General features: G+C 39.8%; 26 protein-coding genes. 19 read left to right on the forward strand and 7 right to left on the reverse strand.

Annotation, left to right across the window (positions count from 1 at the left end; genetic code table 11):
• Nucleotides 1–2: 2 nt before the first annotated feature.
• Entirely contained in the window at nucleotides 3–2,897 is a 2,895-nt protein-coding gene (locus HDF25_RS24120) for a tetratricopeptide repeat protein (protein ID WP_184628974.1), read from the reverse strand.
• Nucleotides 2,898–2,983: 86 nt separating this feature from the next.
• On the opposite strand from HDF25_RS24120, the gene HDF25_RS24125 reads away from it, so the two are divergent.
• The 10 genes from HDF25_RS24125 to HDF25_RS24170 all read left to right on the forward strand — a co-directional run bounded on the left by HDF25_RS24125 (nucleotide 2,984) and on the right by HDF25_RS24170 (nucleotide 9,972).
• The gene (locus HDF25_RS24125; protein WP_184628975.1) at nucleotides 2,984–3,202 is read left to right on the forward strand and encodes an AtpZ/AtpI family protein; all 219 of its coding nucleotides are present in this window, start codon (nucleotides 2,984–2,986) and stop codon (nucleotides 3,200–3,202) included.
• Between the two features lie 47 nt (nucleotides 3,203–3,249).
• Nucleotides 3,250–3,639, forward strand: a complete 390-nt coding sequence (locus HDF25_RS24130) for a hypothetical protein (protein ID WP_184628976.1) — start codon at nucleotides 3,250–3,252, stop codon at nucleotides 3,637–3,639.
• Nucleotides 3,640–3,653: 14 nt separating this feature from the next.
• Nucleotides 3,654–4,784, forward strand: coding sequence for a F0F1 ATP synthase subunit A (gene atpB / locus HDF25_RS24135; RefSeq protein ID WP_184628977.1), 1,131 nt, complete (start codon nucleotides 3,654–3,656; stop codon nucleotides 4,782–4,784).
• A 37-nt stretch (nucleotides 4,785–4,821) separates the two neighbouring features.
• Nucleotides 4,822–5,028 (forward strand): ATP synthase F0 subunit C, encoded by a 207-nt coding sequence (atpE, locus tag HDF25_RS24140; RefSeq protein ID WP_041879754.1) that lies wholly within the window; start codon nucleotides 4,822–4,824, stop codon nucleotides 5,026–5,028.
• An 83-nt stretch (nucleotides 5,029–5,111) separates the two neighbouring features.
• Nucleotides 5,112–5,606, forward strand: coding sequence for a F0F1 ATP synthase subunit B (atpF, locus tag HDF25_RS24145; protein WP_184628978.1), 495 nt, complete (start codon nucleotides 5,112–5,114; stop codon nucleotides 5,604–5,606).
• A gap of 26 nt (nucleotides 5,607–5,632) precedes the next feature.
• Entirely contained in the window at nucleotides 5,633–6,181 is a 549-nt protein-coding gene (gene atpH, locus HDF25_RS24150; RefSeq protein WP_184628979.1) for an ATP synthase F1 subunit delta, read from the forward strand.
• Between the two features lie 45 nt (nucleotides 6,182–6,226).
• Nucleotides 6,227–7,801 (forward strand): F0F1 ATP synthase subunit alpha, encoded by a 1,575-nt coding sequence (gene atpA, locus HDF25_RS24155; protein WP_184628980.1) that lies wholly within the window; start codon nucleotides 6,227–6,229, stop codon nucleotides 7,799–7,801.
• Between the two features lie 54 nt (nucleotides 7,802–7,855).
• Nucleotides 7,856–8,740 (forward strand): ATP synthase F1 subunit gamma, encoded by an 885-nt coding sequence (gene atpG / locus HDF25_RS24160; RefSeq protein WP_184628981.1) that lies wholly within the window; start codon nucleotides 7,856–7,858, stop codon nucleotides 8,738–8,740.
• Nucleotides 8,741–8,853: 113 nt separating this feature from the next.
• Entirely contained in the window at nucleotides 8,854–9,639 is a 786-nt protein-coding gene (locus HDF25_RS24165; RefSeq protein ID WP_184628982.1) for a 5'-nucleotidase, lipoprotein e(P4) family, read from the forward strand.
• A gap of 117 nt (nucleotides 9,640–9,756) precedes the next feature.
• Nucleotides 9,757–9,972 (forward strand): hypothetical protein, encoded by a 216-nt coding sequence (locus tag HDF25_RS24170; protein ID WP_184628983.1) that lies wholly within the window; start codon nucleotides 9,757–9,759, stop codon nucleotides 9,970–9,972.
• Between the two features lie 64 nt (nucleotides 9,973–10,036).
• Here HDF25_RS24170 and HDF25_RS24175 read toward each other — a convergent pair whose 3' ends face one another.
• Together HDF25_RS24175 and ruvC are read right to left on the reverse strand one after the other, a co-directional pair.
• Nucleotides 10,037–10,681 (reverse strand): FkbM family methyltransferase, encoded by a 645-nt coding sequence (locus tag HDF25_RS24175; protein WP_184628984.1) that lies wholly within the window; start codon nucleotides 10,679–10,681, stop codon nucleotides 10,037–10,039.
• A 25-nt stretch (nucleotides 10,682–10,706) separates the two neighbouring features.
• Entirely contained in the window at nucleotides 10,707–11,270 is a 564-nt protein-coding gene (gene ruvC / locus HDF25_RS24180) for a crossover junction endodeoxyribonuclease RuvC (protein ID WP_184628985.1), read from the reverse strand.
• Between the two features lie 45 nt (nucleotides 11,271–11,315).
• Here ruvC and HDF25_RS24185 point away from each other — a divergent pair, with 45 nt between their 5' ends.
• The 7 genes from HDF25_RS24185 to HDF25_RS24215 are packed head-to-tail and all read left to right on the forward strand — an operon-like array spanning nucleotide 11,316 to nucleotide 18,246.
• A complete protein-coding gene (locus HDF25_RS24185) occupies nucleotides 11,316–12,293 on the forward strand; it encodes a lysylphosphatidylglycerol synthase domain-containing protein (RefSeq protein ID WP_184628986.1) in 978 nt (325 codons plus the stop codon).
• A complete protein-coding gene (locus tag HDF25_RS24190; protein ID WP_184628987.1) occupies nucleotides 12,271–13,407 on the forward strand; it encodes a glycosyltransferase family 2 protein in 1,137 nt (378 codons plus the stop codon). The genes HDF25_RS24185 and HDF25_RS24190 overlap by 23 nt, the downstream gene beginning before the upstream one ends.
• Nucleotides 13,407–14,519, forward strand: coding sequence for an ABC transporter permease (locus tag HDF25_RS24195; RefSeq protein ID WP_184628988.1), 1,113 nt, complete (start codon nucleotides 13,407–13,409; stop codon nucleotides 14,517–14,519). The genes HDF25_RS24190 and HDF25_RS24195 overlap by 1 nt, the downstream gene beginning before the upstream one ends.
• 33 nt (nucleotides 14,520–14,552) lie before the next feature.
• Nucleotides 14,553–15,164 (forward strand): ribonuclease HII, encoded by a 612-nt coding sequence (locus HDF25_RS24200; protein WP_184628989.1) that lies wholly within the window; start codon nucleotides 14,553–14,555, stop codon nucleotides 15,162–15,164.
• A gap of 17 nt (nucleotides 15,165–15,181) precedes the next feature.
• A complete protein-coding gene (locus tag HDF25_RS24205) occupies nucleotides 15,182–16,384 on the forward strand; it encodes a glycosyltransferase family 4 protein (protein ID WP_184628990.1) in 1,203 nt (400 codons plus the stop codon).
• A 41-nt stretch (nucleotides 16,385–16,425) separates the two neighbouring features.
• The gene (gene gcvT, locus HDF25_RS24210; protein WP_184628991.1) at nucleotides 16,426–17,505 is read left to right on the forward strand and encodes a glycine cleavage system aminomethyltransferase GcvT; all 1,080 of its coding nucleotides are present in this window, start codon (nucleotides 16,426–16,428) and stop codon (nucleotides 17,503–17,505) included.
• A gap of 18 nt (nucleotides 17,506–17,523) precedes the next feature.
• The gene (locus tag HDF25_RS24215) at nucleotides 17,524–18,246 is read left to right on the forward strand and encodes a 2-phosphosulfolactate phosphatase (protein WP_184628992.1); all 723 of its coding nucleotides are present in this window, start codon (nucleotides 17,524–17,526) and stop codon (nucleotides 18,244–18,246) included.
• On the opposite strand, the gene HDF25_RS24220 is transcribed toward HDF25_RS24215, so the two are convergent.
• Entirely contained in the window at nucleotides 18,243–19,025 is a 783-nt protein-coding gene (locus HDF25_RS24220; RefSeq protein ID WP_184628993.1) for a patatin-like phospholipase family protein, read from the reverse strand. The genes HDF25_RS24215 and HDF25_RS24220 overlap by 4 nt on opposite strands.
• Nucleotides 19,022–20,065: a gliding motility lipoprotein GldB gene (gene gldB, locus HDF25_RS24225; RefSeq protein WP_184628994.1), complete on the reverse strand. Its 1,044-nt coding sequence runs from the start codon at nucleotides 20,063–20,065 to the stop codon at nucleotides 19,022–19,024. Before gldB ends, HDF25_RS24220 begins: the two co-directional genes overlap by 4 nt.
• A 63-nt stretch (nucleotides 20,066–20,128) precedes the next feature.
• Here gldB and HDF25_RS24230 point away from each other — a divergent pair, with 63 nt between their 5' ends.
• On the forward strand, nucleotides 20,129–20,803 hold the full coding sequence (locus HDF25_RS24230) for a porin family protein (RefSeq protein WP_184628995.1): 675 nt from the start codon (nucleotides 20,129–20,131) through the stop codon (nucleotides 20,801–20,803).
• Nucleotides 20,804–20,809: 6 nt separating this feature from the next.
• Complete coding sequence (locus HDF25_RS24235) at nucleotides 20,810–22,450, forward strand: NAD+ synthase (protein ID WP_184628996.1); 1,641 nt, start codon at nucleotides 20,810–20,812, stop codon at nucleotides 22,448–22,450.
• Nucleotides 22,451–22,542: 92 nt separating this feature from the next.
• Here the strand turns inward: HDF25_RS24235 and lnt are convergent, their stop codons facing one another.
• On the reverse strand, nucleotides 22,543–24,177 hold the full coding sequence (gene lnt / locus HDF25_RS24240) for an apolipoprotein N-acyltransferase (protein ID WP_184628997.1): 1,635 nt from the start codon (nucleotides 24,175–24,177) through the stop codon (nucleotides 22,543–22,545).
• Nucleotides 24,178–24,197: 20 nt separating this feature from the next.
• Nucleotides 24,198–24,842, reverse strand: a complete 645-nt coding sequence (locus tag HDF25_RS24245) for a PH domain-containing protein (protein WP_184628998.1) — start codon at nucleotides 24,840–24,842, stop codon at nucleotides 24,198–24,200.
• Between the last annotated feature and the right edge of the window lie 13 nt (nucleotides 24,843–24,855).

The raw sequence follows: 24,855 nt of genomic DNA on the forward strand, positions 1-24,855 counted from the left end.
TTTTAGTAATTATTTTTGTAGAATTCTAAATATCTAGTTACCAGATCCTTGTTTTGAAGTTTTTCGAAATTCTCCTTACTGATAATGAAGCTGGTGTAGATTCCCACCGGTACTTTCATAATCTGTTTTAAATTCGGAGTTATTCCATCCGCGTAACTTTTTGCTTCTGCAAAACTAATAAAGTTCCCAACATATATCAGTTGGTCATTGTCAAATTCTGTTAATTGATGTCTCAAACCCGCTCCAGGATAATTTCCGCGATTAAACTGGCCGATCCCAAAACGGGATGAACTTAAGGTCAGACTGGCATCTGCCACATCAATGACAAAGTAATATACCTTTGAGATATCAGTGCTGAATGTTTTATCCACTTTAACCGGAATCAGGGGAGGAGGGGTTACAACCGGAACCTCCACTGTTTTTTCTGCCGGCTGTTTGACTACTTCTACCGGCGGAACAATGGCAGCAACTACTGTTTCTGGTTTTACTGCTGGAGGAGTAACCACTGTAACAGGTGGTGGAGCAACAACCTTGACTTTTTGAGGTGTTACTGTTTGCACGATAGGTTGAACAGCCACAGGAATCACTGGCTGGACAGTTTTTTCAACGACAGCGGCTGTGGTAAAGAAGCGTGGTTCTGCCGGATCAAAATCCGGTAAAGCTACTTTTCTTTTTCTGAATTCGCTCTGGTGTGTAGCAATGTAAGCAAGGTGATCTTTAACCAGGGGGACGATTAATTTATCATCAGGATAAAGATTCGTGATTGCTTTGAAAGCCAGTGTCAGACTATCAATGGGCTGAGTCCTTCCGATTGCAATTGCTTTAAGGTAACTCAGCTGAGGATTAATCAGACTGGCAGGATATTGTTTGATTGTCGCGTTGACCTCAGTAATTACTGAAGGGAATACTTTCCCCACGTAAAGATCAAATACCTCATTATACTTTTTAATTGCAGCCGCTTCAAGATCTGACTGTTTCATTGAGTAATCTGGATCCAGGATAGTTTTTGCGTAGACACTTGCCGGAAACTTATCTAGTACCAGTGCCTTGTATTTCGCGGTATTCGCCGGATCTGTTTTTTTATAACCCAGGTATAAGCTATAATAGATAGAGGCCAGGTGGCTGTTATCAGGAAAACGGGTCAATATTAGCTGGTAAATCCGGATAGCTTCTTCCGGGTCATCCAGTTCCTGCTGATAGAAATTAGCGATTTCATAATATGCATCAATGATTTTTCCATTGGAAACTGTAATGGCTTCAGGCGTAAGCGGGATGGCAGACAGATAGTGTTTTCCACTGGTGTCTTTCTCTGCAATCACTTTTTCTGCGGCATCTTTGCCTAGCGGATAACCATTATTTTCAACTTTAGCAATACTTTCGGAGGTAGTTTGTGCAGATGACTTAATACTCTGACGCCAGTTATCTTCCGGTTTTCGGTTCCCCCATTTAGTCAGGAAGTCTGTATAACCCCTGCTCAGTGCGGTAGTATTGTTAAAATAAAAAGTCGATGATGCTCCGCCGGTATTGCCTTTTCTGGAGTCAGGGAAATAACTATTTCTGATATCCGGGGCAGAGACAACAGGCACAACTTTAGGGGTCAGGATTTTTTTGATTCTGGCCAGACGACTACCTTCAGGTAGTTTTGCCAGTGCCTGCAGGGTGTCCTGAAAAGCAATGATGTCATATCTGGTAGTGATATATTCCAGGTTCTGACTTTTCTTTACGATTTGTGCATATCCCGGATAAGTTTTAGGTAAGGTATTAACCGTACTGTCATAGTACGATTTTGCCTTCAGGAAATCTTTGAGTTTATTGAAATTCAAATCGGCCATCCTGAGATAAGACAAGCCTTTCTGATAATTATTCTTTGTACTGTTCCGGATAGACTTCTTATAGAATTTTTCAGCCTCAGTAATATTATTCTCTTCTGCGTAATCTTCAGCTATCTGAAAATAGATCTGGTCATGATATTCCAGATTTTTGTCATCCTTGAGCAAAGCCAGCAGCTGTTTTTTTCTGTTTAAGTGTTCACCATTTAATATACCACTTACTTTGATCTTATTCAGGTTTGCATTGAAATACAGTTCAAAACCAGCATTACTTTTCTCTACTTTGGTGTAAAGAGCAAGCGCCTTCTGGTATTTTTTTTGTCTTTCATATAATTGAGCGAGGATATAAGTCCAGCGGATCCGGTTACGTTGTAAAGGGCTTTCTTTGATTGCATTCTCCAGGATAGGAATGGCATCATTGAATCTGTTCTGATAAATATACGACTGAGCGATAGTCGCCATTGGTTCGGATTTCTTCGTTTTGATCAGGGCAAGGTTATCATAAACGGTATCCAGGATAACTGCAGCACCTTCCATGTCATTCAGTTGCATCAAACTTCTGGCTTTCCAGTTTTGAGCTGTGATCAGGACGTTTGGCTGCTTATGATATACCTTGGCTGTATAGTCGAAATATTCCTCGGCAACGAAATAATTGGTTTTAAGAAAATAGGCCTTACCCAATAAGAGATAGGCATCATCAATATAATTACTGAAAGCTTTGTCTGCAATAATAGCTCTTGATTTTTTGACAATGGCATCCAGGGCTCTGTCATTTGCAGGTGGCCTGAGGACAGTTTCTGAACTGAACTTATCAGGATCGGTGTAAACCGGTAGTATATCGCTATAATTATCTATATAAGAATTATATAGATCCTCCTCATAGTTATTCAGAATAACGTTGGCGTTATAAATATAGTTATAACGTGCAGTTAAGTTTTGCATTGCCCTGCTCGTTGCTGTATCTTTAGGGGTGCTGCAAGCCACTAAGAGAAAACTTCCAAGGCAAAACAATAACAATTTCAAACTGGAATGGCGGGGAGTCTTCAAATAAGTAGTATGAGTAAGCATTTAAAATATACTAGAATGTATGCAAAAATATTTTATTCATCAATATTTCTATGCAAAATATTAATTTTTTTCACACCAGTAAACCTATGAGCGATAAGCAGAAGGATAAAAAAGCGACAAATTTTATAAAGTATTCGGGAATGGGTTTCCAAATGCTGGGTACAATAGGCATTTTAGCTTTTATCGGCTATAAAATTGATCTGTACAGAGAAAGTGCTCAAATGATTTTTACCGCTCTGCTGGGAGTTTTGGGTGTAATTGTCTCCCTTTATCAGATAATCAGGCAATTGAATAATAAAGAGTAAGACAAACATTCGCTCTTAATTTTATACTTTTGTCAAAAAAATATATTTTGAGTATCTTAAAATTTACGCTGTATTATCTGATCTATGCGTTGCTCCTTGCCGGGGTGGCTGTTGCCTTACCTTTATTATTTCCAAACGTTCCTTTACTTGCCCGTAAGTTCTGGCTGCTGTTTGGTTTTATCGGGGGACTTACCTATATAGCTTATATTATGGCCTCTTTCGGGATTAGTTTGAGTCCTGAGACGGGTGTAATGGCAATTATGGGGTCAATAGTTTTGAAAATGATATTTTCTATGGCTTTTGTTCTGATTTACAGCCTGAACACTAAAGAAAAGGGGTTAGTTTTTGCGCTCAACTTTTTTTCTTTATATTTATTGTTCAGCTTCTTTGAAATATACTCTCTGTTATGTAACTTGCGCCACCAAAATAATAAGTAAAAATCTGCCAGTAAATGGATTGTAGCCACGTTTTTGATTTTAAAGTTAATAGGTTAACTGTTGTTTTTACGCTTTTTTTAGCGTTATTCTTTGTAACACCCCTGTTATATGCACAGGAGGACACATCGAAAGCAGCCTTAGCCGCTCATGCCAAACCAGAGGATGAGAAAAAGTTCAATTTAGGTAAGTTTGCCTTACACCACATTGCGGATTCGCATAGCTGGCATGTAATAGGTGATTACCATATCGGACTTCCTGTCATTTTGTATACACAAAGTGGATTTGTAAGTTTTAATTCTAATGAGTTTCATGGAGATGATGAAGCAAAATTAGTTATTGAAAAAGACGGTCAGCGTTTTGTGAAAATGCATGAGAAGATATACTATGCATCTGCTGCTGCGAATGAAGAAGGAGAGTATGTTGAGGTTGATGCTAATCATCACGCGAAAAATGCACGCCCTCTTGATTTCTCTGTAACGAAAAATGCATGTACACTATTTATCTCTGTAATCGTTCTGCTTGCAGTATTCCTTAATGTAGCTAATGGTTACAAAAAGAGAAAAGGTAAGTCGCCTAAAGGATTACAATCATGGATGGAGCCTATTATTCTGTTTGTACGTGATGATATTGCCAGACCAAACTTGGGTCACAAGTATGAGCGTTTTATGCCATACCTGCTGACAGTGTTTTTCTTTATCTGGTTTAACAATATGCTAGGACTGGTTCCATTCCTTCCGGGAGGAGCTAACTTAACAGGAAATATTGCTGTTACAGCAGTATTAGCAACAGCTACATTAATTCTTGTCGTAACTAACGGTAACAAATATTACTGGAAACACATCTTTACACCAGATGTACCATGGTGGTTATACATCGTATTGGTACCAGTTGAGATCATCGGTATATTTACTAAACCAATCGCTCTTGCGATACGTTTATTTGCCAACATTACTGCGGGGCACATTCTGGTCCTTTCACTGATAGGTCTGATCTTCGTGTTTAACTCTTTATTTGTATCTGTTGTATCAGTTCCGTTCGCCTTGTTTATCGGTGCTATCGAATTGCTGGTTGCATTTATACAAGCGTTTATATTTACAATGTTGTCTGCCCTGTTCATTGGAATGGCAATAGAAGAACACCACTAATTAGAATTTTTAACAACAATTAATATATATAATCATGATTACAGGAAGTATTGCTGCAATTGGTGCTGGATTAGCTGCTATAGGCGCTGGCGTGGGTATCGGAAAAATCGGTAGTTCAGCTATGGAAGGTATTGCTCGTCAACCAGAAGCAGCCTCTAAAATTCAAACTGCGATGTTGATCGCTGCTGCATTCGTTGAAGCAGTTGCTCTTTTCGCGGTAGTAGTTGCATTAATTGCAAACTAAAAAAAATGGTCATGTACTTTGTAGGATTGCTACAAAGTACATACTATAGATTTAAGAAATAAAGATTTAATATATATACTGAGATGGAATTATTAGTACCGGAAATTGGTTTAGTTATTTTTCAGACGATAGCATTTCTATTGTTGATGTTCGTGTTGGCCAAATTTGCATGGAAACCTGTATTAGCAGCTATCAAAGAACGTGAGCATAACATCGATGAAGCTTTAAACAAAGCTGAGTTAGCAAAACAGGAAATGGTGCGCTTGGCTGCACAGAATGAGGAGTCTTTAAAAGGCGCCCGTGCAGAGAGAGATCTGATGCTGAAAGAAGCGAAAATTTTAAAAGATTCAATCATTAATGAAGCGAAACATCAGGCACAGACTGAAGGCGCTAAATTAATTGAGAAGGCAAGAATTGAAATTGAAAATCAAAAGAAAGCTGCATTGGCTGAATTGAAAGATCAGGTTTCATCATTATCAATTGATATCGCTGAACGCGTATTGCGCAATCAGTTAGCTGATAAAGCTAAGCAACAGGATTTTGTTGCTGATTTGTTGAAAGATATTGAATTGAACTAATTCCCTGCCACACAAATTAAATTAACATGTCAGAAAATAAAGCAGCATCAAGATACGCCAAATCATTAATTGATCTTTCCACTGAGCAGAATGCTTTGGAAGAGATGAAAATTGATATGGTCCTGATTGAGCAGGTTATTGATCAGAACAGTGAGTTGGAGGCTATTCTTCAGAATCCTGTTATTACGCTGGATAAAAAATATTCAATTTTAGAAGGAATCTTTGGTAAAAGCATTCATGCCATTACTAAAGCCTATCTGAAACTGCTTGTCAATAAAGGCCGTGCTGCTATTTTATTTGATACTACTAAGGCATTCATCAGACAATATAATACTATCAAAGGTATTGTAACTGCCGAAGTATTATCAGCAACAGCATTGACCGATGCGAATAAAGCAGAGATTATTGCAGTGGTTAAAAGGGAAATTGGCGCAAACGAAGTAATCATTAAAGAAAAGATCAGCGAGAAATTAATCGGTGGTTTTATCCTGAAGGTTGGCGACAAACAATTTGATGCCAGTATCTCTGGTAGTCTAAATAAACTAAAAAAGGAATTGGCCCAGGGCGTGGTTTAGATCCGATAACAATATACAGAATTACAAAAGAAATAATATAAAATTATGGTAGAGGTAAGACCAGACGAAGTATCGGCAATTATCAGGCAACAATTGTCGGGCTTTAAATCAGAAGCCGAACTTGAAGAAGTTGGTACCGTATTACAAGTGGGTGATGGTATTGCCCGTGTTTATGGTTTAACTAAAGTTCAATCAGGTGAGCTAGTTGAATTTGAAAACGGCTTGCAGGGTATTGTTTTAAACCTTGAAGAAGATAATGTTGGTGTGGTTTTATTAGGCCCGTCAAGCACTATCAAAGAAGGTGATACAATTAAACGTACTAAAAAAATTGCCTCTATTAAAGTTGGTGAAGGTATGTTAGGCCGTGTAGTAAATACATTAGGTGAACCTATCGACGGTAAGGGACCAATCATTGGTCAGACTTACGAAATGCCAATCGAACGTAAAGCTCCTGGTGTAATTTACCGTCAGCCGGTTAATGAGCCTCTTCAGACAGGTATCAAAGCTATCGATGCGATGATTCCAATCGGTCGTGGTCAGCGTGAGCTGGTTATTGGTGACCGTCAGACTGGTAAGAGTGCCGTTTGTATTGACACTATTATCAATCAAAAAGAATTTTATGAAGCAGGTAACCCTGTTTTATGTATATATGTTGCCTGTGGTCAGAAAGCCAGTACTGTAGCTAACGTTGTACGTACTCTTGAAGAGAACGGAGCAATGGCTTATACAGTAGTTGTTTCAGCTTCAGCTGCAGATCCTGCACCATTACAGTTCTATGCTCCATTTTCTGGTGCAGCTATTGGTGAGTACTTCCGTGATACAGGTCGTCCGGCACTGATTGTTTATGATGATTTATCTAAACAGGCAGTAGCTTACCGTGAGGTTTCCCTGTTATTGCGTCGTCCACCGGGACGTGAGGCTTATCCTGGAGACGTATTTTATCTGCACAGTCGTTTATTAGAGCGTGCTGCTAAAATCAACTCTAACGATGACATCGCACAAGCTATGAACGATTTACCTGAATCATTAAAAGGTATCGTTAAAGGTGGTGGTTCATTAACAGCACTTCCTATCATCGAAACTCAGGCTGGTGATGTTTCTGCTTATATCCCAACTAACGTAATTTCAATTACTGACGGACAGATATTCCTGGAATCTAACTTGTTTAACGCAGGTGTACGTCCGGCTATTAACGTAGGTATCTCTGTATCACGTGTAGGTGGTAACGCACAGATCAAATCAATGAAAAAGGTAGCTGGTACATTAAAACTTGACCAGGCTCAATACCGTGAATTAGAGGCTTTCTCTAAATTCGGATCTGATTTGGATGCTGCAACAAAATCTGTACTGGATAAAGGTGCAAGAAACGTAGAAATATTAAAGCAAGGACAGTTCTCTCCAATGACTGTAGAGAAACAAGTTGCGATCATTTATATTGGTACTAAAAACCTGATGCGTTCAGTTCCTGTAAATAAAATCAGAGCATTTGAAGCTGAATATTTACAACAACTGGAATTACGTCACCCACAAACATTAGCTGCTTTAAAAGCTGGTAAACTGGATGATACAATTACATCGGTATTAGAAACTGTAGCTAAAGAATTAGCAGGTAAATACTAATTTAAAAAGAAGTTCTGTTTAAATTTTAAGCAGGAAAAAGAAGATTAAAAAAGAATGGCTAATTTAAAAGAAGTAAGAATTCGTATATCATCAGTGCAGTCTACGCAGCAGATCACCAAAGCCATGAAAATGGTTTCGGCGGCGAAACTGAAGCGTGCAACTAATGCTATTATACAGTTACGTCCGTATGCTACGAAGCTTAAAGAGATCTTAGGGAATCTTTCTGCCAACCTGGAAGGATCTTCATCCCCATATATTGAAGAACGCGAGCCTAATAAAGTATTATTAGTAGTAGTTTCATCAAACCGTGGTTTAGCTGGCGCATTCAACATGAATGTGATCAAGGCAACTAATAACCTGATTGCTGATAAATACAGTGAGCAGTATAAAAATGGTAATGTAAGTATCGTCGCTATCGGTAAGAAATCTCAGGATTTCTACGAGAAGAGAAATTACAATGTAATTGGAAACAATAACGAAGTATATGCTGCATTAACATTCGAAAACGTAACTAAAATCACTGATGCAATTATGGCCGGCTTTAAAAACGGCGATTACGACAGAGTTGAATTAGTTTATAACCGTTTCAAAAACGCTGCAGTTCAGATTCTGACAACTGAGCAGTTATTGCCTTTGCCACAAAACGAAAAAGAACCGGAGATTAAAGATCATCATCAGGTAGATTACATTCTTGAGCCTTCACAAGAGGAAATCGTTAAAGAATTAATTCCTAAGTCGATCAAGATCCAGTTGTATAAAGCGGTATTGGATTCTCATGCTTCAGAACATGGTGCAAGGATGACTTCAATGGACAAAGCAACAGAAAATGCGGGTGACCTGTTGAAAGCCTTAAAACTTTCTTACAACCAGGCACGTCAGGCTGCGATTACTACAGAGCTTACAGAGATTGTAAGTGGTGCTGCAGCACTGAACGGATAATCAATCCCGTTAAGCTAATAAATAAAAGGCCGTTATCGTGAGATAACGGCCTTTTTACATATAAATAACCTTTCTGGACAGATGAATAATTATTTTTGCCAAAACATTTTACCATGACCAAGATATTTCTTCCTGTAGTTCTTACCTGTTTGCTCCCATTGGGGCTGTTTGCACAAACTAATCCAGCTGCTGAAGCAGCCAAAGACTATACTATTGCAGTGGCCTGGCAACAACATTCGGGAGAGTACAGGGCGCTTTCCTTTCAGGCTTATAACTTTGCCAGGTTTTCTTTACTGGAACGCTTAAAAACTGCTGATCGGTCAAAACCCAACTGCGTAATTGTAGATATTGATGAAACCGTATTGGATAATTCACCTTTCCAGGGACATGAAATCCAGAAAGGCTTAAGTTATGCAGCCAAAGACTGGGCAGACTGGACCGCTAAAGCAGCAGCTGATACTGTACCCGGTGCCTTAGGCTTTTTAAAATATGCACAGTCTCAGCAGGTAGAGACTTTTTACATCACTAACCGTGATCAGAGCGATTATAAGGCAACATTGACCAACTTACAGCGTCTTGGCTTCCCTTTCGCTGACGAGGCCCACCTGGTCGTTAAATCGGGTACTTCTGATAAGGAGTCACGTAGACAGAAAGTGCTTGAAAAATACAATATCCTGTTACTTTGTGGTGATAACTTAAGCGATTTCTCTAATGTCTTTTACAGAGAAGGTAAAAACACAAAAGAGGAGGTGGATAAAGCACAAAAAGAATTTGGAAATCATTTTATCGTATTGCCTAATCCAATGTATGGAGATTGGGAAAAGTTACTTTATAAAGGTGATCATCTGAATGAAATAGAGAGAGCTAAACAGCGCAGAGAGGGGCTAAAGGGATACTAAGAGCCTATTTAAAACTCATTTGATAAATTTAAGCAGGCTATGGGAAAAATTCTCCGGTGAACATGCTTTTTTTGTCGGAATAATATTAATTTTGCAGCGGAATTAAAAAATAAAATAATGGAGCAAACGCCAAAACACAATACTAAAAGCATGCAGAATGCAAATCAGACATCAATATATAAATTATTGATAGCAGGTATCGTTGTGAGCATCGTAGGGGTTTATCTGCGTTTCGCATTTGACTCAACTACTTTATCATTAGTATCATGGATTATCTTATTCCTTGGTGCATTTATCTGCTGTAAAGCAGTCTTCAAAATATTAGGCTCTTAATTTTAGAAACATATACTAAAAAAGCCCTTCTGCAACATTTTTGCAGAAGGGCTTTTTTGTGCTATTAAATCCCTAAACAGTTATTGCTTTTGTAAAAAACAGAGGTGCAATTTGAGGTGATTACTCCTGGACTCATTCCTGTAAAAGGTAAGTGCTTAAATCCTTTTTCTTTTAGAAAGGGAAAAACCTGGACATAATCGGCGCGCTCTGAATTGTCCAGTACGATTACTCCGTTCTCAGTGAGTGACTGTAATGATTCTTTGCAGCAATTAACACGATCTCTGCCATCTACAATAATGATGTTAAACTTTTTATTTGTCTTAACAGCACTTTTAGAATAATCACCGCCACGGACCAGTTCACAATAGATCAGTTCTACGTTAGGTAATTTCATATTTGAATTTCTTTCAAACCATGCTTTATCATGTTCTACAGATGTAACCGACCCGGAGTTCTTTGCATAAAACAAGGTTGAATTTCCACAACCAAATTCAAAAATATCATGCTGATTGTTGATCCTGTCTTTTATGAAATCGATAAAGGAATAGGTAACCCAGGGAATTGCTTCTCCATTCTCGTCTACAGACGATCTTGTTTCAAGAGCTTTAAACCAGCCCTTTTCTGCTAAATATCCCTTAAATCCCAGTGATAATAACGCGCGTAATTTAAAGGGATTAAATAATGTCAGTTTTGATAGATTACTATCCATAATCGATTAAGTCTTAAATATAATATTATTTTACCCTTTTCTGGTTGTCTTTAGCAAAAGCACCCCAGCCGGAATATGATTTTCCGCTACCACCCGAAGGTACCCGCTGAAAGGAATGACAGACAGCTACTGCAAGTCCGTCCGTCGCATCCAGAAACTCAGGTGTCTCTTTAAAATTTAATAATCTTTGCAGCATTGCCGCAACCTGTTCTTTTCCTGCACTCCCGCTCCCGGTTATAGACTGTTTGATTTTTCTGGGGGCATATTCTGTAATCGGAATGTCTTTTGATAAAGCTGCAGCCATACAAATACCCTGGGCTCTGCCGAGTTTAAGCATGACCTGTATATTTTTCCCGTAGAAAGGAGCTTCCAGAGCCATTACATCCGGTTTATATTGTTCTACCAGCCCAACTGTTTTGGCGAAGATGCGTTGCAGTTTTAAAAAGTGGTCGTCTAAATGATTCATCTTGATTACTCCCATCGCAATCAGTTCTATCTTACTTCCCCGTTCCAGTATCACACCGTATCCCATCACAGCTGTCCCCGGGTCAATACCCATGATTACCCTTTCCTTTTTTTCCACCAACATAAAACAATATTAAGCATATTTGCACAATATAAAAGAAACGATAAGTTGAGATCAAATTATAAACGCATATTTTCTTATGTTCTAAAAGTAGCCATAGTGGCCTTTGCGTTTTGGTTCATTTATAATAAGCTGTCTTCCAATACTAATCTTAAAGATTTTCGCAATCTTATAGCAGATGTGCCACGTGCAGAGATTATTTCGGTGATCTCATTTGTGATCTTACTGATGCTGGTCAACTGGGGGCTGGAAGCGCTCAAATGGAGACGTCTGCTTCGTCAGATAGAAAAACTTAGTCTATGGAGGGCCATAGAATCCGTATTTTGTGGTCTGACCCTGGCGATATTTACACCAAACAGGATAGGAGAGTATGGTGGAAGAGTATTTTTTCTCTCCCCCAAGAGGAGGATTATCGGAGTTGTCGCTATGGCGGTAGGTAACATCGGACAGATGGTACTGACAAATATATTCGGAGCAGTTGCGCTCAGCATTTTTATCAACCGGTTTCTTGGGCTCGATTATAGACTTAATTATGCACTCATAATACTTTCAGCTATGTTTTGTGTGTTTTTTCTGGTCTTCTTTTTTAATATCCGCTGGTTAAATGGCTTGCTCCTTTCCATGCGTTTTACCAGGAAATACAAAAAATTCTATAGTATCTTAGGCAGGTACCAAAAGAAAGAACTTTTAAGAATACTTTTATTTTGTCTGGCACGATATGTGGTCTTCAGCACCCAGTATTTTATTATGTTTTATTGGCTGATTCCTGATATTCACTATTTGGATATCCTGATGATGGTTTGCATTCTGTTTTTTGTACAATCCACTTTACCTTCTCTGGATTTATTTGATATTGGGGTAAGGAGTGTAACTGCATCTTATTTTTTTAGCTTTGTCACCAAACAGGATGTTGCCGTGATTGCATGTACTGCAAGCATATGGCTTATAAATATTATTATTCCTGCTATATTAGGTTCATATTTTGTTTTTAAATTAAATTTTTTTGGAAATCTTAATCGTCGTTAGTTATCTATCCGCATTCTTAACCATTATCTACCTCTTTGTCGTTACCGGATTTATCAGGGGCTGGCATAAACTGATACCTTTTAAATATAAACAAACAACGGGTTCAACAGCTGTTTCGATTATTGTAGCGGCGCGTAATGAGGCTGATAACATACATCGTACCATAGAGGCATTATTAGCTCAGGATTATAATAAAGCATTGACTGAGATCATTTTTATAGACGATCATTCTACAGATAATACTGCCGAAATTGTCAGATCTTATGCAGACCAGGGTGTAAAACTCATCTCTCTTAAAGAAAATCAGGCGCTAAATTCCTATAAGAAAAAAGCTATTCAGACTGCTATAGGTCAGTCGACCGGCGATCTGATCATCACCACAGATGCAGATTGCAGAATGGGGACCAGCTGGCTTAAAACGATCATTGCCTATTATGAAGAGAAACAATATAAAATGATCTCTTCACCTGTGGCATATGATGAAGAAAAGAGCTTTTTTGAAAGATCACAGTCACTGGAATTTCTATACCTTATTGGTTTGGGTGCTTCAACCATTGGGAATAAAAAACCTTCTACCTGTAACGGGGCTAACCTGGCTTACGAGAAAAAGGCATTTTATGAAGTTGGTGGATTTCAGGGAATTGACGATCTTGCGTCAGGAGATGACGAATTATTGCTGCATAAAATAGCAGCCCGTTATGAGAACCGTATTGGTTTCCTGAAAAATTCTGATGCGATGGTATATACCCATGCAAAACCTAATCTGAGTGAGTTCCTGCAGCAACGTAAACGCTGGGCTTCAAAAAGCACACGTTATAAAAACAAATCCATTATTGTGCTGGGCGTATTTATCTGGTTTTTCAATGTGAGTATCTTGTTGAACCTGATTACAGGAATATTCTTTATTGGTTTTCTTAAGGTTGCACTGACTCAGCTATTATTAAAAATAATTGCTGAATTTATCTTCCTGATGGATGTGACCAAATTTGCCAGGAGAAGAAGTCTGATGGTTTTACTGCCAGTATTAAATGTATTGCATATACTTTATATCATCTATATAGGGATTGCTGGTAATTCCGGTAAATATAACTGGAAGGGCAGAATGGTTAAATAATGGAGAAAAATACTAGTCCGGCGCAAAAGATATGGGCCAGGTTTAAGAGAAATAAACCTGCTGTAGGAGGACTAATATTTATTCTGATATTGTTGGTGATGGGTGTTCTGGGTTATTTGATTACACCCGATCAGACACCCATGGCAAATACCATGCATTTACAGCTGAGCAATAAAAAACCAGGACGCACATTTCAGTTTCTGGTCATCAGTAAAACAGAGGGAGTCAGTAAAGTAAATATCCTGAGTAAAATGTTATATGGCCAGGAGAAAGCACTTAAAAGTATCCCCATTACAGCTCATAGAATATCCAATAACAGATTATTCATTAAAGAATACATCGGTGACGATGAAGAAGCTACAGAAACCAGCTTTCCACTCCCTGTTAGTCATCAGCAGGAATACCTTAAAGAACACCTGTATAAGCAGACTTTCTGGCTGGGAACAGACGGATATGGAAGAGACCTGTTAAGCCGTCTGATACTGGGCATTCGCGTTTCATTATCTGTGGGATTACTCGCTGTGCTGATCTCTATGAGTATAGGTCTGAGCCTGGGGGCAATGGCAGGATATTTTGGAGGAACGATAGATACCGCTATCAGCTGGCTGATGAATGTGATCTGGTCATTGCCCTCCCTGTTATTGGTGATCGCCATTTCATTTGCTTTGGGGAAAGGATTCTGGCAGATATTTATAGCCGTAGGTCTATCCACCTGGGTAGATGTAGCAAGGATGGTCAGAGGGCAGGTTATCGCGCTTAAGGAAGCAGAATTTGTAGAGGCAGCCAGAGCATTAGGTTTTCCCACATTTCGTATCCTCACCAGGCATATTCTGCCTAATATTGCAGGTCCTGTCCTGGTTATCGCATCAGCAAACTTTGCATCTGCTATTCTGCTTGAAACTGGTCTGAGTTTTCTTGGTTTTGGTGCACAGCCACCTATGCCCAGCTGGGGAAGTATGATCAAAGAAAATTATGGTTATATTGTAATGGATGCAGCTTATCTTGCGATTCTGCCCGGGATGGCCATTATGCTGACAGTGTATGCTTTCAATCTGATGGCAGTTGGTCTGAGCGATGCATTTAAAGTGAAATCACCTGGTACAATAGTATAAAATCAACAATCAATTTTTATTAAATCAGAACATATGTTATTAAACTGTTTTCAACAGGAATTTTTAGAAGCTGGTTGCGATGAAGCAGGCAGAGGCTGTTTAGCCGGACCTGTTTATGCAGCTGCTGTGATTCTTCCACCCGATTTTATTGCAGGAGAGTTAAATGATTCAAAAAAACTATCGCATAAACAACGCGTAGGTTTAAGACACATTATTGAAAAAGAGGCGTTAGCCTGGGCGGTCGCTTCGATAGATAACTATGAAATTGATGAAATCAATATACTAAATGCTTCCTTTCTGGCTATGCACAGAGCGATTGAAAAACTGGTTATTCAGCCAGGATATCTGAGTATTGACGGAAACCGTTTTAAAACATATCCTAGCATTCCTCATAGCTGTATCATTAAAGGAGACGGGAAGTATCTGAATATCGCTGCCGCCTCTATCCTGGCAAAGACACATCGTGACGAGTTTATGGATAATATTTCGGCCGAATATCCCCTGTATCAGTGGAAACAAAACAAGGGTTATCCTACTAAAGTTCATCGTTCTGCGGCTTTGCTTCACGGGCTTAGTCCTTACCATCGTAAAACTTTTGCAATAAGCGATCCTGCGGCTTTTATCGTTTCAGATAATGCCGGATAATTCGTATTTTCACCCTATTGAAAACACTTATACTAAGTAACCGCGTTCCTTTTCCTCCCAATAGTGGTTATCCGATCGTAGTTTACAATACGATGAAAGGATTACTGAATGTGGGGGTTGAGATTACTTTGTTTAGTATCAATACCAACAAACACCGTGTTGACGTCGATGATATTTATGATCCTGTGTATGAAAGGATCAAATTTCATTCTTTTGACCTGGATACTGAAGTTAATCTCTGGGGTGCATTTTTCAATATCTTTTCCAACGAGTCCTATAATGTTTCGCGGTTTTACGACGATGATGCCGCAAAAATTCTTGAAAATATTCTTCGGGAAACAGAGTTTGATATTATTCAGTTTGAGGGATTATTCGTTGTGCCTTATCTTGATGTGGTTAAAAATAATAGTAAAGCGAAATTAATTTATCGTGCACATAATATTGTCTTTGATGTCTGGGAGCGCTTAGCTAACTCAGAACGTTTTACCCCCAGGCGCAGGTACCTTCAGTTTCTTGCCCGCAGGTTAAAGGTTTATGAAACAGAGCAAATCAACCGTTTTCACCAGATCTTTTCCATCAGTGAGCCCGATCGCCACAGTATTCTGCAGTTTGGCTGTCAGGTAGGTGTCGAAGTATTTCCTGTGGCACTGGATTTTGAAAAATATATTATTGATCAGTCGAAAACGAGTTTTCCTACATTATTTCACCTGGGTGCAATGGATTGGCGTCCGAATAAAGAAGGGCTCGAATGGTTTATTGATGAAATCTGGCCGGATATAGAGAAACTAAGCTCCGAACTCAGGTTTTACATAGCCGGTAAACATATGCAGCAACATTTTTATGATTATGACTCCGATAACCTGGTGGTGGAGGGAGAGGTTTTCGATGCTGTTGAGTTTATGAATTCCAAGGCGATTATGATTGTTCCTCTGCTTTCCGGAAGTGGGATGCGGGTAAAAATTATAGAAGGTATGGCTATGAAAAAATGCATTATTGCCACCTCTTATGCAGCCGAAGGACTAAACTGTGAGAATGGTAAGGATATCCTGATCGCAGATACCGCAGACGAGTTTTACCGGTGTATTTTACAATGTATTACACATCCTAACCGATGGCAGGAAATAGGGGAAAATGCCCGTAAAACGGCCGAAAGAGATCATAATTTAGCTACTATTTCCCAAAGGATGCTGAATGTCTATCAGCGGTTAGTAAATGGATAATTTTTATGTACTTTTGCCCTCAATTTTAAGAGCAATAGCGCATGAATAATACCGCATTAACAGAGAAACACATTTCATTAGGAGCTAAAATGGTTCCATTTGCAGGATACAATATGCCCGTTCAGTACGAAGGCATTAATGCAGAACACGCTACAGTCAGAAAAGCCGTAGGCGTTTTTGATGTCAGCCATATGGGCGAATTCATCCTGAAGGGTGAAAATGCATTGGATCTGATTCAACGTGTAAGCAGCAATGATGCTTCGAAATTATATGACGGGAAAGTTCAGTATGCGTATCTTCCGAATGAGGATGGTGGTATCGTAGACGATTTATTGATTTATAAAATCGATGAAATTACCTACATGCTTGTTGTGAATGCTTCGAACATAGAAAAAGACTGGAACTGGATTCAGAAGTTTAACACTAAAGGTGTGGAAATGCACAATATCTCTGACAAAACATCTTTATTAGCTGTTCAGGGACCAAAAGCAGCAGAAGCATTACAGAGTCTGACAGAAATTGACCTGGCTTCTATGGAGTATTATACTTTCAAAAAAGGTGTTTTTGCTGGTGTGGATAATGTAATTGTATCTGCAACAGGTTATACAGGTGCCGGAGGTTTTGAGTTATACTGTGATAATGAGCATGCCGAAACTGTTTGGAATGCCGTTTTTGAAGCTGGTGCTGCGTTTAACATTAAGCCAATTGGTTTAGGTGCGCGTGATACCTTACGTCTGGAAATGGGCTTCTGTTTATATGGAAATGATATTGACGATACTACTTCTCCGATTGAAGCAGGTTTAGGCTGGGTAACCAAGTTCACCAAAGCATTTACCAATTCTGAAGCACTTTTAGCTGAGAAAGAAGCTGGTGTTAAACGTCGTCTGATCGGTTTCGAGATGATTGACCGTGGTATCCCGCGTCATGATTATGAAATCGTTGATGCCGCAGGAAATGTAATCGGTAAAGTAACTTCAGGTACACAATCTCCATCTTTGCAAAAAGCAATAGGCATGGGTTATGTAACCAAGGAGAATGCAAAAGAAGGTTCGGAGATCTTTATCAGTATCCGTAATACCCCGATCAAAGCTAAAGTAGTCAAATTCCCATTTTATAAATAATCCGCTGCCTGCCCTTATATGCAAAGAAAGATAGAAGTCTGTTTAACCCCTGCACTTATAGATTTATACGCTATTGAGAATAGCATTGTCGTAGTTATAGATATTTTAAGAGCAACCTCTTCCATCGTTTATGGAATTGATAATGGGGCACAGGCTATTATTCCCGTAGCCCAGGTAGAAGAATGCCTGGATTATGCCGGTAAGGGCTATTTGCTGGCAGCAGAACGAAACGGGGAAGTAGTTGAAGGCTATGACTTCGGTAATTCCCCGTTTTCCTATACCGCCGAAAAGGTGGCCGGTAAAACTATTGTTTTAACGACAACAAACGGAACCAAGGCACTAAATCTGGCAAAAAAAAGAGCAAGCCAGGTAGTTATAGGTGCTTTTTTAAACCTGGAAGCTTTATGCGGCTGGCTTAAAACACAGGATAAAGACGTATTGCTGCTTTGTGCTGGCTGGAAAGACCAGTTTAACCTGGAGGATACCATTTTTGCAGGTGCTGTTGTGCATCAGCTCCGGAATGGATTTACACATTATGACGATGCCAGCGTTGCTGCCGAAGATTTATACCTGGTTGCCAAAGACAATCTAAGGGCTTATATTAACAAATCGTCACACAGCCATCGTATGATTGCACTCAATATCGAAGAAGATGTCAACTTTTGTCTGCAGTCAAATATCTGCCAGACTATTCCTGTCCTGACAGGAGACCGCCTGGTAGCTCTGAAGACAGAAATCTAAGCATTAAATTCCCTGGCCAGTTCTTTAAAGGTTTCGCTATGCTGAATGGTTTTTAGCGTTTCTTCGTAAGCCAGCCAATAAATTGTTTCTGCTTTTTTCATATCAAAGGTGCTGATTTCTCCCATTCCTTTCGGTTCTATCAGCATATTACAGAAAGCAGATTTCTGTTCCATATCCTTATTGACTGACATTAAACCTGCCCTGGCCATTAAGGTAGTGATATGCGTGATGCTATCCACAGGTTTCAGGTGATTACAGGAAGAACCAATGATAAAATCACAGTTATTGAGTAAAGGTTCGACCGGGAAATTATTCAGAATGCCCCCGTCTACATACATCTGACCATCAATCATAATCGGTTTGAAAATCCCCGGGATACAGGATGATGCCTGAATGGCCTGTATTAACGGACCTTTTGTAAAGTAAATCAGTTTACCCTCACTGAAGTTTGTGGCCGTAATGGTCAATGGAATTTTTAGTTCCTCTATTTTATCGGCCGGAAAATAATCTTTCAGGAGCTGAGCAGTCTGTTCGATACTCACGAGTCCCAGTGCCCCTAATGATGGTCTTACAAAGCGGAGCAGTTTCGTTTTCATGAAGATATCCAGTGCTTCTTCCGGATCAATCCCGGCAGCATAAAAGGCACCTACAATAGCTCCTGCACTCGTACCACTGATATGACTAAAAGTTATTCCTGCATTAGTCAGCGCTTTCAATACACCTAAATGGGCAATTCCCCTGATCCCGCCACCTGACAAAACAATTCCTACTTTCCTCATACTTTACTGTTCATTTTTGGTTTATACTTTGCTCCGTTCAATATCTTCTGCGGATCTTGTTCTTTCATCAGCTCCTGCAGCGTAACCTTAGGGTTCTCTGCCATATATTTTCTGACCATCTGCCAGCCTATCCAAACACCCAGTTTTGGCGCGGATTCATTCTTTTCTCCCAAACCAGGTGTAAAAGGCGCTTCGCTCACATACATCTGTATTTTCTGGTCGTCTGTCTCAAACAGTAGCTTATTTTCTATAAGATAAGCCCAGATGTCCCCTTCAAAGCTTTTACACCAGGCTAATTGTTTCTCCGTATACCCAATTTTCAGGGTGTCCGGAACTTCATCCGCCAGAACCTTATCCATAAAATACAGGATTTTTCCGTTTTCAACCATTTTAGCTAAAAGAGAATGATCTTCATCTCTTTGCGGGAACATTTCTTCTCTTGCAAAAGTTTCCGTTAGTCTGGGTACAACATAATCAGGAGTAAAACGTCTGGATAGGTATAAAGGTACACTCTCTATAATCGCTCTGTAAAATTTGCTGTTTTTACCTAAAAACATATCCAGTCCTATACCCATATAACCATCACCGATTGGCGTCTGTACAGAGAAGCCGGATACAAAGGTGATAAACCTGGGGATTTTAATCTTCGGGTAGTAATATTTAATATATTTAAAAGTCTGGTTCAGGTCTTTCTCTATGGGGGCCATATCCCTGAACACACTGTCTGCTTCAGTATTCAGGTCGGTATAAGCCTTATCCTTATATAGCGTAGACAGGATTACCTGATCAGTATAACTTTTATCTCCTACCATTCTGTGGATGTAATCATCGTAAAAAAAGCCATATTTCTTCTGGAGGGAAAGATCTGTTTCCACCAGATTTTTGTGCTTTCCTGCATATAAGTCCCGGTCAAATCTTTCGATGTGGATATCCACTTTAATATCATCCACATTAGGCTTCCCACCTTGTTTGCAGGAAAAAAATGTGACTACACACAGAAAAATTAGATAAATTTGGAGATGTTTAACGTTATACTTCATTGGTAACAAATATAAACAGATCAGGGGTGTCTTCAATACCCATCACAAACAAATATGATACAAATGAAACAAATACTTACCGGAATTTTATTGACAATTTTAACAAGTACTGCCTTTGCTCAGCAGGGGCCGGAACCTTATTATGGTTTCAGATTAGGTCTAACTGCACATCCGACTTTTGGCTGGGCTAAACCGCAGAATGGTAAAGGTGACGGTTTTAGCCTGGGTTTTGCCTACGGATTACTGGCAGATTTCAATTTTGCTGAAAACTACAGCTTCTCAACCGGGTTAACGATTACCAGTATCAATGGAAAAACAACAGAAATCAATCCGCGGCCATATTATGATGCTACGGCTTATCCGAATCCCACTGCCTATAATCTTAAATATAAAATGCAGTACATTGAAATTCCGCTGACGGTAAAATTAAAGACGGAGAAAATAGGGGATGTACGCTGGTACGGTCAGTTTGGTCTTTCCAATGATTTCAATATCAGCGCAAGACAGGATGTATCTGTAGCCGGAAAAAGTATTGTTCAGGATGATCATATTGGTAAAGACACGAATTTCTACCGTGCAGGTTTGATTATCGGAGCTGGACTGGAATACGATGTGGCAAGAAATACGAGTGTAACTACTGGTTTAACATTTAATAACGGATTTACTGATATATCTTCTGCACCAGGCAGGAGTACACGCAACCATTTCGTAAGTTTAAATTTCGGGGTATTCTTTTAGCAGATTATGAAGATAGCATTGGCGCAGCTTAATTACCATGTGGGTAATTTTGAGAGCAATACAAAAAAAATTATAGACCATATTAAACTGGCAAAGGCCGATGGCGCTGACCTGGTTGTATTCGCCGAGCTGGCAGTATGTGGTTATCCGCCACGTGATTTTCTCGAATTCGAAGAATTCATCACTTTGTGTGAAGAAGCGGGGGAGGAAATCGCCAGTCATTGTGAAGGGATTGCCTGTATTGTCGGCCTTCCGGTCAGAAATGAGCAGGCAGCTGGTAAAGACTTGTTTAATGCAGCTTATTTTATTGCCGATAAACAGATCAGATCTATAGCAAGGAAGGCATTGTTACCTAATTACGATGTTTTTGATGAATACAGGTATTTTGAACCTGCATCTCAGTTTGAATGTATCGATTATAAAGGAACGCGGATTGCGCTGACTATCTGTGAGGATCTGTGGAATATTAACAATAATCCGTTGTATGTTTCTAATCCGATGGATGAGCTGATCAAACAGCGGCCGGATGTGATGATTAATATTGCTGCCTCCCCGTTTTCTTACCAGCATGATGATGAACGCAGGATCGTGCTTGCTGACAATGCGAAAAAATATAACCTCCCACTGTTGTATGTGAACCAGGTTGGTGCACAGACAGAACTTATTTTTGATGGGGGATCAATGGTATTTGACAAAGAAGGGAACATGCTCGATGAGATGCCTTACTTTAAAGAGTATTTAAGGACTTATACGCTTGCCGGACAGAGAATCGAAGGGTATAGTCCGGTTGAACATGTGCTGGTGCCTGACATCGCTCAGATTCACGATGCGCTGGTTATGGGAATTCAGGATTATTTTGTGAAATCTGGTTTTTCTAAAGCTGTACTGGGGTTATCAGGAGGAATTGATTCTGCTATAGTTTGTGCACTGGCCTGTCGTGCCCTGGGACCGGAGAATGTAATGGCAGTCTTAATGCCATCGAAATATTCTTCGGATCATTCTATACAGGATGCACTGGATCTGGTGGAAAATTTCGGCTGTAAGCATGAGATCATTTCGATTGCAGAAGCTGCAGATGCTTTTGATAGTATGATGGCAGGTGCATTTAAAGGTTTACCTTTTAATCTGACAGAAGAGAATATACAAGCCCGGAGCAGGGGGATTGTCGTGATGGCGATGTCTAATAAGTTTGGTTATATCTTGCTGAATACCTCTAATAAGAGTGAATGTGCAGTGGGTTATGGCACTTTATATGGTGACATGTGCGGCGCGATCGGTGTGATCGGGGATGTATATAAAACACAGATTTATGAGCTGGCACATTATATCAATAAGGATAAGGAACTGATTCCGGAGAATACGATCGTTAAACCACCTTCGGCAGAGCTTAGGCCAGGTCAGAAGGATTCGGACTCGCTGCCTGACTATGATACCCTGGATACGATCCTTTATCAGTTCATTGAATTGAAAAAGACTTCGAAAGATATTATTGCTATGGGTTATGAAGAAGGGCTTGTGAGGAGGATAATTAAAATGGTGAACGGAGCCGAGTTTAAACGTTATCAGACACCCCCTATACTGAGAGTTTCTCCTAAAGCATTTGGAAGTGGAAGAAGGATGCCGATTGTAGGCAAATATCTGGCATAAGTTTTAGTAAACTGGATAAAAAACAAGAGGTCGTTATTTTTGAGCCGGATCTTTAGCGAAAGATATGCTCAAAAATAACGACCCCTTGTTTTTTATTTCTGGTGTTTTTTCTTCCTGATAAAAGTATAATAAGGGATGAATAAAGCTAGTATAATACCCGTAAGGCTTAACAACTGAGCAATAATATCTCCGCTTTTTACATAGAACGTAAGCTGGTCATTAAGGTTCACATCCATTTTCAAAGCGTCGCGTGTCCACCATTTGGATTGTTTGACAACATCTCCACGTTGATTGATGAAACCGGAAATCCCTGTGTTGGCCGAACGGACAACCCATCTGCGGGTTTCGATAGCACGTAGTTTAGCATACTGGAAATGCTGGTCTTTACCCGAAGTATTACCCCACCAGCCATCGTTGGTGATGATGGCAATCAGCTGCGCTCCGTTTTTTACAGATTCTCCGATCCAGCTTCCCCATAGTGATTCATAACAGATTACCGGAGCTACACCCACACCATTTTGTGAGTAAAAGACACCTGGATTATCCTGCCATCCCCAACCAGAAACTGTTCCTCCAAGACCTGCAAATGCAGGGGCAAGGAAGGATAGGGTTTTTGGGAAAGGCATTTTTTCGACCCCGGGTACGAGTTTTGATTTATGATAAAACTGGACGTTGGCAGAGTTCTCTACCTGCATGGCAGAGTTATAATTATCGAAGTATTGATTCGCATTAGGGTTAAACTTAGCCGAGATGGTTCGCTTGTCATTGTAGAATTTCAAACTTTCTATACCTGTAATCAGCGTACCGTTTTTATACTTATTCAGGAAAGACTGAGCAGTGATAAATTCAGAAGCACTACGGATCCGGTCTTCATCTGCATAACTTGGAATCGCTGTTTCCGGCCAGATAAAGTATTCAGTATTGGGCTGGGCAATTGAATCAGACAAGTGGATCAGGGTTTTTAGCTGATCAGCAGGAGAGATTCCTCCCATTTTTTCATATGGATCAATGTTTGGCTGAACGACAACCACGTTGATGGGCATAGTCTTTTCTTTGTAGCCATAATATTTAATCAGGGAAATTCCTGCCGGGACAATCAGAAAGACCAGCCAGGCCAGACCAGGTCTGATTTTAAGATAACCCGTTTTTGATCTGAAACTTTTATATGCTTCAAATGCCAGAATATTACTGACCATAATCCATACAGAGCCACCGTATACGCCGGTAGTCTCATACCACTGGGCAAGCTGATGCATACCCGCAAGCCCGTTCCCCAGGGTCATCCATGGAAAGGCAAGATCCCAGCTTGCATGTAAATACTCCATGCCAACCCAGAAGCTGACTAAAGCAAGATAAGCAATGCGCTGATTGCTGACCACTGTGCGAAAGCGGTAATAGAGCCAGAAGGCAAAGGTCATCAGCAGGGCACCTAATCCATAAGGGATCAAAGAAATTAACAGCGCAACAACAGGACTGTTATAAGCACTGATCGCATTGTAAACCCAATAAATAGTAGCGGTGTTCCAGACCAGAAAAGTAAGACCTGAAGTCAGAAATACCTTTTTGCCTGTTTTCTTTTCTCCTTTTTTGATCAGTTCATCCAGTGCGATGAATAAAGGAACAAGACCGATCAGTAGCAAAGGAGCGGCGAAAGTATGCGGCGGCCAGGCCAGCCATAATAAAAATGCACTTAAAAGGGCAAGCAGGTAGGTAGATGTAGCTTTCATTGATGGGGTTATTGAGCTCCTTAGAACGTATCTAGTATATCAGCTTTTTTAGCTTCGTATTCGGCCTGGGTAATTAATTGTTTATCGTATAAAGTTTTAAGCTTTCTCAGTTTAAGGGTCGTCTCATCCTCAGGTTCTTCTACCGGTACAGGAGGTACATAAGCAACCACAGGTTCCTCAGCAGGAATAACTTCGGTCGCAGGTGTTTCCGTTACTGGTGCAGTAACTGGCTGATTAGCTCTTTTTTCATCCAGATCAAGCTGTCTTTGTTGTTCCTTATAGGCTTCTAATTGTTCATAAGCAGCCTGATATAGTTTGCGGGCCTGTACTTTAGGAATATATTCAGTAATGATATTTTCACCATGCTGCGGAACACAGATGAATTTAGAACCGAAGATTTCTTCTTTGAAGGAAACCTCTTTAATGCTTTTCCAGGAGATATCCTTGAAGTTCATCGTGATCCCGAAGTTTGCCGGCTCACAGTAAAAAATACGTCTGTTACTAACTACGATACAGTCAGGAAGAAGATTTACAGCAGGTCTTTTTTGTACCGCAAGGTAGATCAGCTCCTCGTTCGTTGTCAGCATGTCATTCAGTTTACCTAAAACTTTTTCAACAGCTTTAGGGTCCTGCTCATCACTCAAAAATCTATCTATTAAAATCATATTGTTTTATTTT

This window comes from Pedobacter cryoconitis, from assembly GCF_014207135.1.
GTDB classification, from domain to species: Bacteria; Bacteroidota; Bacteroidia; order Sphingobacteriales; family Sphingobacteriaceae; genus Pedobacter; species Pedobacter cryoconitis_D.

What these genes read in the sequence shown, in the direction of transcription:
- gcvT (WP_184628991.1), top strand. Translation starts at nt 16,426, where the DNA reads ATGAATAATACCGCATTAACAGAGAAACACATTTCATTAGGAGCTAAA.
- HDF25_RS24235 (WP_184628996.1), top strand. Translation starts at nt 20,810, where the DNA reads ATGAAGATAGCATTGGCGCAGCTTAATTACCATGTGGGTAATTTTGAG.
- HDF25_RS24175 (WP_184628984.1), bottom strand. Translation starts at nt 10,681, where the DNA reads ATGGATAGTAATCTATCAAAACTGACATTATTTAATCCCTTTAAATTA.
- lnt (WP_184628997.1), bottom strand. Translation starts at nt 24,177, where the DNA reads ATGAAAGCTACATCTACCTACCTGCTTGCCCTTTTAAGTGCATTTTTA.
- HDF25_RS24220 (WP_184628993.1), bottom strand. Translation starts at nt 19,025, where the DNA reads ATGAGGAAAGTAGGAATTGTTTTGTCAGGTGGCGGGATCAGGGGAATT.
- atpF (WP_184628978.1), top strand. Translation starts at nt 5,112, where the DNA reads ATGGAATTATTAGTACCGGAAATTGGTTTAGTTATTTTTCAGACGATA.
- atpB (WP_184628977.1), top strand. Translation starts at nt 3,654, where the DNA reads ATGGATTGTAGCCACGTTTTTGATTTTAAAGTTAATAGGTTAACTGTT.
- HDF25_RS24170 (WP_184628983.1), top strand. Translation starts at nt 9,757, where the DNA reads ATGGAGCAAACGCCAAAACACAATACTAAAAGCATGCAGAATGCAAAT.
- HDF25_RS24165 (WP_184628982.1), top strand. Translation starts at nt 8,854, where the DNA reads ATGACCAAGATATTTCTTCCTGTAGTTCTTACCTGTTTGCTCCCATTG.
- HDF25_RS24230 (WP_184628995.1), top strand. Translation starts at nt 20,129, where the DNA reads ATGAAACAAATACTTACCGGAATTTTATTGACAATTTTAACAAGTACT.
- gldB (WP_184628994.1), bottom strand. Translation starts at nt 20,065, where the DNA reads ATGAAGTATAACGTTAAACATCTCCAAATTTATCTAATTTTTCTGTGT.
- HDF25_RS24125 (WP_184628975.1), top strand. Translation starts at nt 2,984, where the DNA reads ATGAGCGATAAGCAGAAGGATAAAAAAGCGACAAATTTTATAAAGTAT.
- HDF25_RS24120 (WP_184628974.1), bottom strand. Translation starts at nt 2,897, where the DNA reads ATGCTTACTCATACTACTTATTTGAAGACTCCCCGCCATTCCAGTTTG.
- HDF25_RS24215 (WP_184628992.1), top strand. Translation starts at nt 17,524, where the DNA reads ATGCAAAGAAAGATAGAAGTCTGTTTAACCCCTGCACTTATAGATTTA.
- atpH (WP_184628979.1), top strand. Translation starts at nt 5,633, where the DNA reads ATGTCAGAAAATAAAGCAGCATCAAGATACGCCAAATCATTAATTGAT.
- HDF25_RS24195 (WP_184628988.1), top strand. Translation starts at nt 13,407, where the DNA reads ATGGAGAAAAATACTAGTCCGGCGCAAAAGATATGGGCCAGGTTTAAG.
- atpG (WP_184628981.1), top strand. Translation starts at nt 7,856, where the DNA reads ATGGCTAATTTAAAAGAAGTAAGAATTCGTATATCATCAGTGCAGTCT.
- ruvC (WP_184628985.1), bottom strand. Translation starts at nt 11,270, where the DNA reads ATGTTGGTGGAAAAAAAGGAAAGGGTAATCATGGGTATTGACCCGGGG.
- HDF25_RS24200 (WP_184628989.1), top strand. Translation starts at nt 14,553, where the DNA reads ATGTTATTAAACTGTTTTCAACAGGAATTTTTAGAAGCTGGTTGCGAT.
- atpA (WP_184628980.1), top strand. Translation starts at nt 6,227, where the DNA reads ATGGTAGAGGTAAGACCAGACGAAGTATCGGCAATTATCAGGCAACAA.
- HDF25_RS24245 (WP_184628998.1), bottom strand. Translation starts at nt 24,842, where the DNA reads ATGATTTTAATAGATAGATTTTTGAGTGATGAGCAGGACCCTAAAGCT.